We start from the raw sequence: 13,282 nt of genomic DNA, 5'->3' as shown, positions 1-13,282 counted from the left end.
GCTCAGACGGTAGGGAAACCGATATTTCGCCGCATCTGCAAATCGCGCTGCGCGCAATGCCTCCGGCGGGGATATTTTTAGCCAGATGAAGAACGGATCCCCTGCTTCATCTGGCTAAAAATATCCCGGGGGAGTCGCCAAAGGCGGCGGGGGCAGCGCCCCCAACTCGCGTTACGGCAAGCGCACCGGTTTACCATGAGGTGTGGTCAGGTAAGCCTTTTCCCAAGCGTCCTGCAGCAAGGTGACCTCATCCTGGCCGGCATCTCCTTGTTCAGCCAACAAGGCCTCAAGGGTTTCAAGCCATGCGTGGAAGTAGTCATCCCCCCCATCCAGTTCATTGTTCAGACCGTTCCGTTTCAATGTGTGCGAAAACCGGTCTGCCCAGTCGGGCCAGTCAAAACGCCCCGCTTCGTTCAGCGCGACGGTGACCGCAAAGACCTGCGCATGCCAGGGTTGTAAGAACACAGGCTCTGGGGCGGTGGCTGCGATGCAGTTGCTCATGCAGGCTCCAGATAGGATTGCCACAGATCCAGCACCACCTCATCCTTGGCGTGTTCTGGATCGGCCCATAGCTCGGACGCCAGGAAAGATACGGCATAGAGAGGTTCTGGTGCCTCTCCCAGCCCGTGGGCATTGGAATCGGGTAGAACATGTGTGCCGTGCAGGCGAACGATCCGCCCTTGGGCCCCAGCGGCGTAGGTCGGCAAACGTGTGTGCCCACCATCCACCAAACGGTTCGCGGCGGGTCGCACTGTTTGCACCATCTGCCCGACCTCAAATTGTGCCGCGATGTTCGAATTGCGATCAGCGGGGCCGCCTTTGGCCAATGCAGCTGCGACGGCTTCGGCTTTCAGCATGCGGTCCGTCAGTGGATGATCATCGACCGAGGTTTCTCCGCGCAGGTCTTCGAGGGTAAGCACCCCTTTGGCGACCAAAAGATCGGCCAGCCCAGAGATCCATTTCTCATAGTAGGAAAACCGGGTGTAGTCCTTCGGCGACAGCTGCTCACGCGCGTGGCGCGATGTGTCGATATTCCACTGTCCCAAAAAGCCCGAGGCCAGCGTTACCGCCAAGGCCCGCGCGTGCCAGTCCTCGGCAAAGATGGGGGCATCTTCGGGTTCCGGATTGATCGGGCCATCGCCAAACCGCCCTCCCATATCGTGAACGCGCGTCATGATGCCTCCTTGGGCAGGCCCGTGCCGATCATGCTGTCGCGCGTGACCAAAGCCGCGAGTTCCTCTTCGCCCAACCCTTCTGTCCTCTCGGGGCGCTTGGGCAGCACAAGGTAGCGAATCTCGGCCGTGGAGTCCCAGACGCGTACAGCTGCGTCCTCGGCCAGCGTCACACCAAACTCGGCCAGAACCTTGCGTGGCTCGCGCACGGCGCGGGCGCGGTAAGCGTCCGATTTATACCAGCCGGGAGGAATACCAAGCAGCGGCCACGGATAGCAACTGCACAGCGTACAAACGACCATGTTGTGCTGCTCAGGCGTGTTTTCGACCACCACCATATGTTCGCCCTGACGACCATAATAGCCAAGCTCGGCCACGACCGTCGTCGCATCTTCAAGCAATGCCGCCTTGAAGGCAGGATCGCTCCAGGCCCTGGCGACAACGCGCGCGCCGTTCTGCGGGCCGACCTTGTTCTGATACGTGTCGATGATTTCATCCAGCGCCGCCGGGTCAATCAACCCCTTCCGGGTCAGAATCGTTTCGAGCGCTTTGACGCGCAGCGCGGGTTCGGGGGGCAACAAAGCGTGCGGGTGGTCAGAATGATCATGAGGCATGGCCGCAGGGTGCGCCAAGCTTGACCGATCTGTCCAGTCCCTTTGGCGTGATGTGCAACATCATCAACTGTGATGCCAACTCGTGACTTGCCCCCAGAACCAAACTTGCATAAGTACCACGCGATACACGCCACGCTGTACAGGACCACCATGGAAAACGTCGTTCTCATCATCCATCTTCTTCTGGCTTTGGGCCTGATCGCCGTCGTTCTGATGCAGCGGTCCGAGGGTGGCGGTCTTGGCATGGGTGGCGGTGGCGGCGGCGCCATGACAGGCCGTGCAGCTGCAACGGCCCTGGGCAAAGTGACCTGGATCCTGGCCGCCTGCTTTATCGTCACCTCGATCACCTTGACGATTCTGGCAGCGCAGAAGTCCTCGGGCAGCTCGGTCATCGACCGTTTGGGCGTTCCGGCTCCGGCCGCAACTGAAGAAAGCGCGCCTGCGGTTCCGTCCGCAGATGACCTGCTCCCTCCGGCGCAGGGCGACAACGCTCCGCTGATCCCGCAGGCCGACTAAGCCACAAAACCTAGAAACCTGAAAGAGAACTGCAACAGCATCTTGCGGTTCTCTTGCGCTATTGGCGCGAATCCTTTATACGTGAAGTCCCGTGATGCAGCGGTTTTTCGGAACCGTCGGGCAGCTGATTTTGACGTCTCACGGGAGCAGCCGAAAAAACATGGCGCGTTTTATTTTCATCACTGGTGGTGTGGTTTCGTCCTTGGGTAAAGGACTGGCTTCGGCGGCTCTGGGATCGCTGTTGCAGGCGCGGGGATACTCAGTGCGTCTGCGCAAGCTGGACCCCTATCTGAACGTCGACCCTGGCACCATGTCGCCTTTCGAGCATGGCGAGGTTTTCGTCACCGATGATGGCGCCGAAACCGATCTGGACCTAGGTCACTATGAACGCTTCACCGGTGTGGCCGCACGCAAGACCGACTCGGTCAGTTCGGGGCGTATCTATTCCAACGTGTTGGAAAAAGAACGCCGCGGAGATTATCTCGGCAAGACCATTCAGGTGATCCCGCACGTCACCAATGAGATCAAAGACTTCATCGCGATCGGTGAGGATGAAGTTGATTTCATGCTGTGTGAGATCGGCGGTACCGTGGGCGATATCGAAGGCCTGCCCTTCTTTGAGGCTATTCGTCAATTCAGCCAAGACAAGCCGCGCGGTCAGTGCATCTTTATGCACTTGACTCTACTGCCCTACATCAAAGCCTCGGGTGAGCTGAAAACCAAGCCGACCCAGCACTCGGTGAAAGAGCTGCGCTCGATCGGCCTGGCCCCCGACATTCTGGTTTGCCGGTCCGAGGGGCCGATCCCCACGAAAGAGCGCGAAAAGCTGGCCCTGTTCTGCAATGTGCGCCCCGATAGCGTGATCGCGGCGCAGGACCTGTCCACCATCTACGACGCGCCTCTGGCCTATCATAAGGAAGGTTTGGATCAGGCGGTTCTGGACGCATTCCAGATCAGCCCTGCCCCCAAGCCCGATCTGGCCAAATGGGAGGACGTCAGCGACCGCATCCACAACGCCGAAGGCGAGGTGAAGGTCGCGATTGTAGGTAAATACACACAGTTGGAAGACGCCTATAAGTCGATTGCCGAGGCGCTGACCCATGGCGGCATGGCGAACCGCGTCAGGGTCAAGATCGAATGGGTCGATGCCGAGGTGTTCGACCACGAAGATGCCGCCCCCTATCTGGAAGGCTATCACGCTATCCTTGTCCCCGGCGGTTTCGGCGAACGTGGCACCGAGGGTAAGATCAAAGCCGCGCAATATGCGCGTGAACACAAGGTGCCCTATCTGGGCATCTGTCTTGGCATGCAGATGGCCGTGATTGAAGCCGCGCGCAACGCGGCTGGCATCACCGAGGCGGGCTCGGAAGAGTTCGACCACGAGGCTGGCAAGAAACGGTTTGAACCGGTGGTCTACCACCTTAAGGAATGGGTTCAGGGCAACCATAAGGTCGAACGCAAAGTAGGCGACGACAAAGGCGGCACCATGCGCCTTGGGGCCTATAACGCGGTTCTCGCCGAAGGCTCGAAAGTTGCGAATGTCTATGGCGGCACCCAGATCGAGGAACGCCACCGCCATCGCTATGAGGTCGACATCAAATATCGCGAGCAGCTTGAAAAAGCGGGCCTGAACTTCTCGGGCATGTCCCCCGATGGCCGCCTGCCCGAGATTGTCGAATGGTCGGATCACCCGTGGTTCATCGGCGTTCAGTATCACCCCGAGCTGAAATCCAAGCCGTTTGACCCGCATCCCCTGTTCCGCGACTTCGTGCGCGCGGCCAAGGACAGCTCTCGACTGGTCTAATCCGGTCGCTGCAACGTGATGTACCGACACAATTAAGCGCTTAGGATTCCGGCGTCATGGGATTAACTGTTGAACGAGTTTCGACAGGAGATACCCATGACGACCCAAGCCCAACGTGCTGAAACCTTCACGCGCCTTCATGTCAAAGGCGACCCGGTCATCCTGTTCAACATCTGGGACGCGGGCAGCGCCGCAGCAGTGCGCGATGCAGGCGCGCAGGCGATCGCGACGGGTAGCGCTCCGGTCGCGATGGCGCAGGGCTATGCAGACGGTCAGCACATCCCGCTGGAGGCCGCGCTGAACAACGCGAAGCGCATCGTCAGCGCTGTTGATCTGCCCATCACGCTGGACTTTGAAGGGGCTTATGCCGTCGATCCTGCAGGCATCGCCGACAATACGGCACGGGCGTTGGATTGCGGTGTTGTTGGCTTCAATTTTGAGGACCAGATCGTCGGTGGAGACGGCCTTCACACCATTCCCGATCAAGCCGCGCGAATCGAAGCGATGCGCAAGGCCTGCGACGCGGCCGGTATTCCTGCCTATATCAACGCCCGCACGGACATCTTCCTGAAAGCGCGGGCCGACACGCATGATGCCGCCATGCTGGAAGACGCCATTGCCCGCGCTACGGCCTTCCAATCCGCAGGAGCCAGCGGGTTCTTTGCCCCGGGCCTGAAAGATGAGGCCATGATCCGACGGCTCTGTGAGGCCACCGAGTTACCGGTCAACATAATCGCTCTGCCAGGCACGCCGGATTCAGCGACTCTCGCCAAGCTCGGCGTGGCCCGGATCAGCTATGGCCCGGTGCCCTATCGCCAGATGATCGCATGGCTAACCGAACAGGCGCGTCAGGCCATTGGCTACGCCGGATAAGCGCAGCTTGCAATTTTTACGCAAACTTCGCACCTTGCCCTAAACCGATACGGGAGATTTGCATGAGAAAAGGCTACTGGGTGGCCCATGTCGATGTCGACGATATGGAGGCATACAAGAACTACATCGCAGCGAATGCTGAACCCTTCTCCGCCTATGGCGCCCGCTTTCTGGTGCGCGGTGGCTCGCGAGAGGTCAGAGAGGGCGCAGCGCGAGCAAGAACGGTTGTGATCGAGTTTCCCAGCTACGAACAAGCCCTCGCCTGTTACGAAAGCGAAGGCTACCAAAAGGCCAAAGCGCTGCGCGATCCTGTCTCGCTCGGCGATCTTGTGATCATTGAGGGCTATGACGGGTAGTCTCAACTTGGCGCGCCACAAAATATGGATTAGATTGGCCTCATGTTGAAAAAATTCTTCCAAGCGTTTCGACCGCCACAGACGGAACACCTGCCCGATCCCGACGCCGAACTGGCGCTGGGTGCATTGATGGTGCGTGTTGCGCAAGCGGACCGGGACTACAAACTGGAAGAGATCAGCCTGATTGATCGCATTCTGGCCCGCCTCTATCAGCACAACGCGATCGAGGCCGCCAAGGTTCGCGCCACCTGCGAGAAACTTCATGCGGCGGCACCGGACACCGACACGTTCGGCAAGCTGATCCGCGAAACCACCGACCTGAATGAACGCCTCGCCGCGCTGGACGCGCTGTGGGAGGTCGTGCTGGCCGATGGCGACACGGATGAGGGTGAGATCAAGATCGTTGAAGAGGCCCGCATGGCGATGGGACTCAGCTTCAACGACAGCAAATCCGCCCGTGAACGCGTGCAAAGCCGCTTGGAAGCTCACTAACCTGCCTCTATATCTGTCTCATGTTTCGTGATTTTCTGTCCCGGCTGACACAGCCTGACCCCGACCCTCTGGCCGAAGACGATGCCCGTCTTGCGCTGACGGCGCTTTTGGTGCGCATCGCCCGGTCCGACAATGACTACGCCGACTCTGAGATGGCCCGAATCGACAAGGTCTCGGTCGAACGCTATGGCCTCTCGCCTTTTGAGGCCGCAGGCCTGCGCGCCCGCGCCGAAGACCTTGAGGCCGAGGCCCCCGATACCGTCCGCTTCACCCGCGCGATCAAAGAGGCCGTCGCCTACGATGATCGGCTGGCCGTTGTGCAGGCCATGTGGTCGGTCGCCCTCGCAGATGGGCAAAGGACTGGCGAGGAGGATTCGCTGCTACGCCTTGTGGTCAGCCTATTGGGTGTCAGCGATGTGGACTCAGCCCTCGCCCGTCAGAAGGCAGCCAAAGCGTGACAGCGATGCTGGGCATGTATGACATGCCCGCCCTGCGCGCCTCCAACGATCGCTTCTGGGCTCTGATCAGGACGCATTTGGGGTTCGGTCCCGCGAGTCTTGAGCGGTCCCGCGATTTCTGGGACATCTGGCGCGATCCCGATCTGATCTTTGCCCAAACCTGCGGCATGCCCTACCGAACGCAGCTTCATGACGCGGTGCAACTGATCGGCACGCCGGACTTTGGTCTGCCCGGCTGCCCCGCGGGTTACTACAGATCTGTCTTTGTCGCCCGCGCCGATGATCCACGCAGCCTGGCGGAGCTGACGGGCGGGATCTTTGCCTATAACGAACCACTCTCTCAATCCGGCTGGTCCGCACCGATCACGCATTTGTCCCGGATGGGGCTTTCACCGAAGCGCCTGCAGCAAACCGGAGCGCATGCCAATTCTGCCAAAGCAGTGGCCGAGGGCGCGAGCGATTTCGCGGCGCTCGACGCGTTGAACTGGGAGCTTCTCAAATTGCATACCGATCTGGGAAACACATTGCGCGACGTTGCCGAAACGGAACCAACCCCCGGGCTGCCCTATATCACGTCGAAATCTCAGGATGCGCCTCGGATCGCACGCGCGGTTCAGGACGCCATTGATGATCTGACGGATGAGGATCGAGGCAAGCTGCGCATCCGTGGGTTGATCAAAATACCCGCCAGCGCGTACCTCGCTATTCCAACTGCGCCTTCGCCCGAAGCACAGTTGCGCAGCAGCTAACCAATTTGATCACGACCTTTGGTCATTTTGATTGATTCCCCGCTCGAATCTGTGTTTTGCGCATTGCATTGCGCCGGATTTTCCGCCCTATTACCGCACCAACACCACTCATGACTGGAGCTTCCGTGACAGACGCCTCTGCCGTAATCGAGATCAAGGACCTTCACAAAAGCTTCGGTAATCTCGAGGTGCTCAAGGGCGTGGATATCACCGCGAAACGTGGCGATGTGGTTTCGCTCATCGGGTCCTCTGGCTCGGGCAAATCCACCTTGCTGCGGTGCTGCAACCTTCTGGAAGACAGCCAGCAGGGGGAGATCACGTTCAAGGGCGAACCCGTCAAATGGAGCGGCTCGGGCAGCGCTCGTCGTCCCGCCGATCCCAAACAGGTCCTGCGCATTCGCACCAATCTGTCCATGGTGTTCCAGCAATTCAATTTGTGGGCACATATGACCATTTTGCAAAATGTCATGGAGGCCCCGGTGACCGTTTTGGGCCGTGACAAGGCCGAAGTGGAAGACAGCGCGCGAAAATATCTGGAAAAAGTTGGCATCGGCGACAAATGCGATGTCTACCCTGCGCAACTGTCCGGTGGTCAGCAACAGCGCGCTGCAATCGCGCGCGGCCTGTGCATGGAACCCGAAGCTCTGCTGTTCGACGAACCCACCTCGGCACTCGACCCCGAGCTGGAGCAGGAAGTGATCAAAGTGATCAAGGATCTTGCCGCTGAGGGCCGGACGATGATCATCGTAACCCATGACATGAAGATGGCCGCCGATATCTCAAGCCACGTGGTGTTCCTGCATCAGGGCCGGATCGAAGAGGAAGGCAGCGCCAAGGATATCTTTACTGCGCCTGAGTCCGAGCGGCTTCGGGGCTTTCTTTCCGCCACTCAGGCGGCATAAGTTTCAGAAACAGAACCAAACTGGGGAGTAACCAATGAAAAACCTGATTCTGTCCACCGCAGCACTGGCACTGACCGCCGGTATCGCAATGGCCGACACCGTCCGCATGGGCACCGAGGGCGCCTACCCTCCGTACAACTTCATTAATGACGCCGGCGAAATCGACGGGTTCGAGCGTGAGGTGGGCGACGAGCTGTGCAAGCGCGCAAATCTGGAATGCGAGTGGGTCAAGAACGACTGGGACTCGATCATTCCGAACCTGGTCTCAGGTAACTACGACACCATCATCGCAGGCATGTCGATCACCGACGAGCGTGATGAAGTGATTGATTTCACTCAAAACTACTTCCCTCCTGCGGCGTCGGCCTATGTTGGCGCATCGGACGGTGTTGACGTAGGCGGCGGCATCATTGCGGCACAGACTGCAACCATTCAAGCTGGTCACGTAGCTGAATCCGGCGCGACTCTGGTCGAGTTCGCGACCCCCGAAGAAACCATCGCAGCCGTACGCAACGGCGAAGCAGACGCCGTGTTTGCCGACAAAGACTTCCTTGTGCCGATCGTCGAAGAATCGGCCGGTGAGCTGGTATTCGTAGGCGATGACGTCCCGCTGGGCGGCGGTATCGGCCTGGGCATCCGTGAATCCGACGGCGAATTGCGCGGCAAGTTCGACGAAGCAATCACCTCGATGAAAGCGGATGGTTCGCTGAACGAGCTGATCGTCAAATGGTTCGGCGAAGGCGTTCCGACCTACAACGCCGACGGCTCTGTCGTTTCCAACTGATCTGCACTAAAAGGTTCGGCGTCTTGAATGCGCCGAACCTGCCCCGGCCTCGCGCTGGAGTTGACGTTCGAAAGACGCCACATGTTTTCCTATTGCGCTGATCCCGACACGCTGGGCACGTTCCGCTGGTTTTCGTGCTATTTGACCAACGGCGTGCATTGGTCGTTCTACCTGTCCTTTCTAAAGGTGCTTGGCCTGCTGGCCGTGACCGCTCCGGTCGCGCTGAGCTTTGGCTTTGCGGGCGCGATGGCAGCCAGGTCACATGTCGCGCCGCTCAGCTGGCTGGGCAAAGGGTACATCGCCATCGTGCGCGGCGTCCCGGACATCGCATTTTTCCTGTTTTTCGTCATCGCCCTGGACCAGGCCTTTGAGTGGACGCGCCACCAGGTCATGTGTCCCGAATGGACAGATCCAGTTCGTCAAGGCAATGACTTCATCGTCTGTCAGGCCGCCAAACTGCCCTTGGGCAGTGCCCCGGAATGGGTTCACGAGACCTATGGGTTCTTTCTGGCCGTCGTCACCTTCTCCATCGTCTTTGGCGCGTTTGCGGCAAACGTTCTGTTCGGCGGTATGCGCGCCGTGCCACATGCTCAGCTTGAAACGGCCGAGGCCTATGGCATGACCCGCCGCCAGACATTCTGGCGCATTCTTGTACCGCAGATGTGGGTCTATGCCCTGCCCGGCCTGTCCAACCTGTGGATGGTGCTGATCAAGGCCACCCCGCTTCTGTTCCTGCTGGGCATCGAAGACATCGTCTATTGGGCGCGTGAGTTGGGCGGCACCAAAACGTCGCGCTTCACTGACTACCCCCATGGCGACTGGCGCATGTGGTATTTCCTGTTCCTGTTGATCTTCTATCTCGGCATGACCCGCGTCTCGGAAATCGTGCTTGAAAAGCTGATGCGCCGCTTGTCCCACGGTCAGGCCACATCCGGCGGAGAGCTGCTGCGCAAGGAGACGACGGCATGAGCTGCATCCAGACGATCCAGGACTACGCCCTGCGCTCTGTCGGGCTTGGCGAACGCCTGCTACCAAAATCTGACTTTACCCTATGCGAACAGTTCACGCTGATCGGCTCGGGTATGATCTGGAATGTCTATTTCGGCATCATGGCCCTGGCGACTGGCTTTTTCCTGGCCACCGCGCTGGCCGTCGGCAAGGCATCTCCGAACAAATGGCTGCGTAAACCTTCGGAATGGTTCATCTTTCTTTTCAGAGGTTCTCCGCTGTTCATCCAGTTCTTCTTTGCCTATTTCTTCTTCCTGTCGCTGAAGAAGCCCTATCCGATGTTCGACGCCCTGACGTCGGCCTGGTTGGGGGCATTGATCGTGCTATTCCTCAATACAGCCGCGTATACGGGTGAGATCTTCTATGGCGCATTACGCTCGATCCCCAAGGGCGATATCGAGGCCGCAGATGCCTATGGCATGACCGGCTGGGCTCGCTTCCGCCGGATTGTCTGGCCGACCATGCTGCGACTGGCTTGGCCCGCCTACACTAACGAGGCGATCTTTCTGTTCCACGCGACAACGCTGGTCTTTTTCTCGGCTTTCCCGGCCTGGCAGCAGCGCGGAGACGCCCTGTATTACGCCAGCTATTTCGCGGACAAGACCTTCAACCCGTTCATCCCCTATCCGATTCTGGCCCTCTATTTCATCCTGCTGACGCTGGTCATCATCTGGGGCTTTGGACTGGTCAACAAGCGACTGAACAGGCACCTGCCCGCCGCCCGGAAAAGCAAAATGAAGTTGCGCTTGAACCTGGCGCGCTGATCTCCAGCGCGCCTGAGCATCAAAACCAAACGCACTACGCCGCGCTTACAGCGCAGTTTTTCTGTTCGAAACTTAGTTAGATTGAGGTGAAATGGTACCGCCTCCCTGGCTTGAACAGGGGACCTCTGGATCCACAATCCAGCGCTCTAACCAACTGAGCTAAGGCGGCACTTGTGAGGGGCGATGTACCGAACACGCCACGGGAATGCAAGAGGATTAAAGCCGAATTTTCCAGCTTTGTTCGACAAGATCGACGCCGAAAGACTGCACCGGCTTGCTGTCCCCCAGCTGCCATCCCGTGGACCGATACAAGGCGCAGGCGGCCTTGTGGCTTTCATGCGTCCAGAGCTGCATTTGCTGGTACCCAGCCGTCTTGGCAAAGCCCATACAAGTACTCAAAAGCCGCTTTCCCAGCCCCAGACCGCGCGCCTCGGGCACCAGAAGGAACAGGCGCAGTTTTGCGGTCTGCGCGTCGAGCTTGACGCAGAAGATGCTGCCCAGTCTTTGGCCGCTTGCCTCTGCGATCCAACCCCTCTCGCACGAAGGGTCATGATCGGTAATAAATCCATCCAGAATACGCGCGACCAGCGGGGCGAAGCTGTCATCAAACCCCTCATCGCGGGCATAGAGGGTTCCATGACGCTCAATCAGCCAAGGTGCATCCTGGGGCTGAAAAGCCCTGATCCTTACGTTCTCCATACCGTATCAGAGCGTAAACGCGACTTGATTCTCAACCCCGTGCGCGCTAGCAGGAACGCTCAGTCCCCGGAGGCGAGTATGGGTATCAACACCGAACGCGACATTCAGGCCAACCTTCAGATCGGCCCTACTGATCAGGGTATGGTACGTCTGTTTATCGAGGCCGATGGCCTTGAGATTCCGATGGATTTCGATCCCGAGGAAGCCGAAGAGATCGCAGACGAGCTGCGTGCCGCCGCACAAGCTGCCCTGGCCGTCAAAGGCTGATCTGCGTCACAGTCGCGGGTCGCGCAGCGCCTGCAATCGGCGCGCAGCATCGGTGGCGAATTTCTGGACCATCTTTTTACGCCGGGCCGGAGGCAGCTTGTCCTCGGGTGCCATGCGAATGATCTCTGCATCGTAGGCGTCAGCGATGATCAGACCGGTTTCCTGGGGCAAAAGGTCTGTCGGGAACTCGGTATCGACGGCCCAAAAGAATCGATCGCACCACTCCAGATAGCCTTGCCACTTCGCATCTGACTGATAGTCGGCACGGCTGGATTTGCACTCGATCACCCAAAGCTCGCCCTTTGGACCTAGCCCCATCACATCAACGCGCAGCCCGCGCACCGGCACAAATTCTTCAACGGAAACAAAACCGTGGGCGGAGAGATGGCGCGCGACGCCGCGCGCAAGTTTCTGTCCAGGCTGTAAATCCAGTGTCATACTTAGAATGTGAACAATTAGTGAACAAAAGTAAAGTCTTCACTCAACGCTTGACATGGTACCATATGGTATCACATTAATATAATACCAAATGGTATCTTTACCGAGGCGACAAATGCAAACCCTTACCCAAAACGCGTTCCGTGCGCTTGCAGACCCAACCCGTCGGGACATCATCAAACTGCTTGCCTCTCAGGACATGACGATCGGGCAGCTGACGAACCGGTTCGACATGACAAGGGCTGCCGTCAAAAAGCACCTGACGGTCTTGTCTGATGGCGGGTTTATTACGGTGGAAGCTCGCGGCAGAGAACGCATCAACCGCATTGAACCACAGGGCATGGCCCCGGTCTTGGATTGGCTCAGCTACTTTGACCAGTTCTGGGATGAACGCCTCAACTCTCTTAAGGAAGCTATTGAAAGGAAAAAAGAATGACGAATGCCGTATTGCAAAAAACGATCTTTCTACGAGCCGATCCAGATACCGTCTGGGCCTATCTAACTGAACCCGAACGGCTGGCAGAGTGGTTTCACAAGCCGGAACGCACGCTGACCAAGGGAAGCAAACTGCAAATGTTCGGGACCAACAGCGGCGACCTGCTGATCTGGGGCGAGGTACGGGAAGCACGTGCCCCTGAATATCTTGAATACACATTCACTGTGAAACCAATGGGAGACGCGGTCAGTCTAGTCAAATGGACGTTGACCCCCGTCGCAGGCGGTACGAAGCTCAGCCTTCAACATGAAGGTTTGCCTCAGGGTGCGGATGCATTCGGCCTGATTCTTGCGCTCGACAATGGCTGGGATGAGCATTTCGGCAAGATGCGCACAGCGCTGCACGAAACTGTTGATGCCTGACCCCTTGTGTAAACCCGCCGGACGCCCTACGTAGGCGCTTGGCGGGTTCTGCCCTTCTTGTGACTGGTAGCATTCTGGTGGCCTTAAGCAATTCCGAGGGGGCTGGCTCTGTTCAGGTCCTGGCCTGATTACCTGGCGCCCACCTGTACATACAGGTCCTCGGGAATCACACCGCACGGTTGACTGGTGGTCCCGCCACATTTTCCCTGAAATTCAGCGCTCTGCGCGGGCTTCCTGCTTGGCCAATGCGGGCTTGAAGGTATCCACCACAGGCGAGCCGCGACGCGGGCCGCCGGGTTTTTCTGCCATGCTCATGATCTTGTAGCCGAACTGGACGCCTGCAAACACGATCCCGTTCATGAACCAGATCATCGCAAGAGCGACCAGGCCGATTTCCGAGCTGGTGATCAAATGACGAAGGTTTGCGACGTTAAATGCCAGAAGCACCCCAACAAACACGGCCGAGATAACAAAACCCCAGGCGACTTGCGTGATATACATGCGGATCAGTTTGGGCATGGCGAACCT

The 13,282-nt window shown here is 58.5% G+C and carries 20 protein-coding genes and 1 tRNA gene; 14 read left to right on the top strand and 7 right to left on the bottom strand.

Going from position 1 to position 13,282, the window contains the following annotated elements:
• Positions 1–171: 171 nt before the first annotated feature.
• Genes ACR0C3_RS03175 through nthA form a run of 3 tightly spaced genes read right to left on the bottom strand, consistent with a single transcriptional unit; the run spans position 172 to position 1,786 of the window.
• A complete protein-coding gene (locus tag ACR0C3_RS03175) occupies positions 172–501 on the bottom strand; it encodes a nitrile hydratase accessory protein (protein ID WP_480757117.1) in 330 nt (109 codons plus the stop codon).
• Positions 498–1,175: a nitrile hydratase subunit beta gene (gene nthB, locus ACR0C3_RS03170; RefSeq protein WP_480757116.1), complete on the bottom strand. Its 678-nt coding sequence runs from the start codon at positions 1,173–1,175 to the stop codon at positions 498–500. Before nthB ends, ACR0C3_RS03175 begins: the two co-directional genes overlap by 4 nt.
• Complete coding sequence (gene nthA / locus ACR0C3_RS03165) at positions 1,172–1,786, bottom strand: nitrile hydratase subunit alpha (protein ID WP_480757115.1); 615 nt, start codon at positions 1,784–1,786, stop codon at positions 1,172–1,174. Before nthA ends, nthB begins: the two co-directional genes overlap by 4 nt.
• 150 nt (positions 1,787–1,936) lie before the next feature.
• Here nthA and secG point away from each other — a divergent pair, with 150 nt between their 5' ends.
• The 11 genes from secG (at position 1,937) to ACR0C3_RS03110 (ending at position 10,492) form a co-directional block, all read left to right on the top strand.
• Positions 1,937–2,302, top strand: coding sequence for a preprotein translocase subunit SecG (gene secG, locus ACR0C3_RS03160; protein WP_170376300.1), 366 nt, complete (start codon positions 1,937–1,939; stop codon positions 2,300–2,302).
• 160 nt (positions 2,303–2,462) lie between these two features.
• Entirely contained in the window at positions 2,463–4,106 is a 1,644-nt protein-coding gene (locus tag ACR0C3_RS03155; RefSeq protein ID WP_170487733.1) for a CTP synthase, read from the top strand.
• Between the two features lie 96 nt (positions 4,107–4,202).
• Positions 4,203–4,979 (top strand): isocitrate lyase/PEP mutase family protein, encoded by a 777-nt coding sequence (locus ACR0C3_RS03150; protein ID WP_480757113.1) that lies wholly within the window; start codon positions 4,203–4,205, stop codon positions 4,977–4,979.
• Positions 4,980–5,041: 62 nt separating this feature from the next.
• A complete protein-coding gene (locus ACR0C3_RS03145; protein WP_480757112.1) occupies positions 5,042–5,335 on the top strand; it encodes a DUF1330 domain-containing protein in 294 nt (97 codons plus the stop codon).
• Positions 5,336–5,377: 42 nt separating this feature from the next.
• Complete coding sequence (locus ACR0C3_RS03140) at positions 5,378–5,827, top strand: tellurite resistance TerB family protein (RefSeq protein WP_170457878.1); 450 nt, start codon at positions 5,378–5,380, stop codon at positions 5,825–5,827.
• Positions 5,828–5,847: 20 nt separating this feature from the next.
• Positions 5,848–6,285 carry a tellurite resistance TerB family protein gene (locus ACR0C3_RS03135; RefSeq protein WP_170487737.1) on the top strand — a complete coding sequence of 146 codons (438 nt, stop codon included), beginning with the start codon at positions 5,848–5,850 and terminating at the stop codon, positions 6,283–6,285.
• 5 nt (positions 6,286–6,290) lie between these two features.
• A complete protein-coding gene (locus ACR0C3_RS03130) occupies positions 6,291–7,034 on the top strand; it encodes a phosphate/phosphite/phosphonate ABC transporter substrate-binding protein (RefSeq protein ID WP_480757310.1) in 744 nt (247 codons plus the stop codon).
• Between the two features lie 125 nt (positions 7,035–7,159).
• Entirely contained in the window at positions 7,160–7,936 is a 777-nt protein-coding gene (locus tag ACR0C3_RS03125; protein ID WP_480757110.1) for an ABC transporter ATP-binding protein, read from the top strand.
• Between the two features lie 34 nt (positions 7,937–7,970).
• Complete coding sequence (locus ACR0C3_RS03120; RefSeq protein WP_480757109.1) at positions 7,971–8,720, top strand: transporter substrate-binding domain-containing protein; 750 nt, start codon at positions 7,971–7,973, stop codon at positions 8,718–8,720.
• 81 nt (positions 8,721–8,801) lie between these two features.
• Positions 8,802–9,689 (top strand): ABC transporter permease, encoded by an 888-nt coding sequence (locus ACR0C3_RS03115; protein WP_170376284.1) that lies wholly within the window; start codon positions 8,802–8,804, stop codon positions 9,687–9,689.
• A complete protein-coding gene (locus ACR0C3_RS03110; protein ID WP_480757108.1) occupies positions 9,686–10,492 on the top strand; it encodes an ABC transporter permease in 807 nt (268 codons plus the stop codon). The genes ACR0C3_RS03115 and ACR0C3_RS03110 overlap by 4 nt, the downstream gene beginning before the upstream one ends.
• 92 nt (positions 10,493–10,584) lie before the next feature.
• Here the strand turns inward: ACR0C3_RS03110 and ACR0C3_RS03105 are convergent.
• A tRNA-His gene (locus ACR0C3_RS03105) sits at positions 10,585–10,661 on the bottom strand.
• Between the two features lie 47 nt (positions 10,662–10,708).
• Positions 10,709–11,191: an N-acetyltransferase family protein gene (locus ACR0C3_RS03100; protein ID WP_480757107.1), complete on the bottom strand. Its 483-nt coding sequence runs from the start codon at positions 11,189–11,191 to the stop codon at positions 10,709–10,711.
• A gap of 78 nt (positions 11,192–11,269) precedes the next feature.
• On the opposite strand from ACR0C3_RS03100, the gene ACR0C3_RS03095 reads away from it, so the two are divergent.
• Complete coding sequence (locus ACR0C3_RS03095; RefSeq protein WP_170376278.1) at positions 11,270–11,458, top strand: DUF6324 family protein; 189 nt, start codon at positions 11,270–11,272, stop codon at positions 11,456–11,458.
• Positions 11,459–11,464: 6 nt separating this feature from the next.
• Here ACR0C3_RS03095 and ACR0C3_RS03090 read toward each other — a convergent pair whose 3' ends face one another.
• Positions 11,465–11,896: an MmcB family DNA repair protein gene (locus tag ACR0C3_RS03090; protein ID WP_480757106.1), complete on the bottom strand. Its 432-nt coding sequence runs from the start codon at positions 11,894–11,896 to the stop codon at positions 11,465–11,467.
• A 115-nt stretch (positions 11,897–12,011) separates the two neighbouring features.
• On the opposite strand from ACR0C3_RS03090, the gene ACR0C3_RS03085 reads away from it, so the two are divergent.
• Positions 12,012–12,332 (top strand): ArsR/SmtB family transcription factor, encoded by a 321-nt coding sequence (locus tag ACR0C3_RS03085; RefSeq protein WP_480757104.1) that lies wholly within the window; start codon positions 12,012–12,014, stop codon positions 12,330–12,332.
• On the top strand, positions 12,329–12,754 hold the full coding sequence (locus tag ACR0C3_RS03080; RefSeq protein WP_170376273.1) for an SRPBCC family protein: 426 nt from the start codon (positions 12,329–12,331) through the stop codon (positions 12,752–12,754). Before ACR0C3_RS03085 ends, ACR0C3_RS03080 begins: the two co-directional genes overlap by 4 nt.
• Positions 12,755–12,967: 213 nt before the next feature.
• Here the strand turns inward: ACR0C3_RS03080 and ACR0C3_RS03075 are convergent, their stop codons facing one another.
• Entirely contained in the window at positions 12,968–13,273 is a 306-nt protein-coding gene (locus ACR0C3_RS03075; protein ID WP_480757103.1) for a hypothetical protein, read from the bottom strand.
• Positions 13,274–13,282 lie beyond the last annotated feature (9 nt).

Source organism: Ruegeria sp. CK3 (assembly GCF_056536565.1).
Note: the sequence above shows the minus strand (reverse complement) of the source record. Positions and strands in the feature narration are given on the sequence as shown.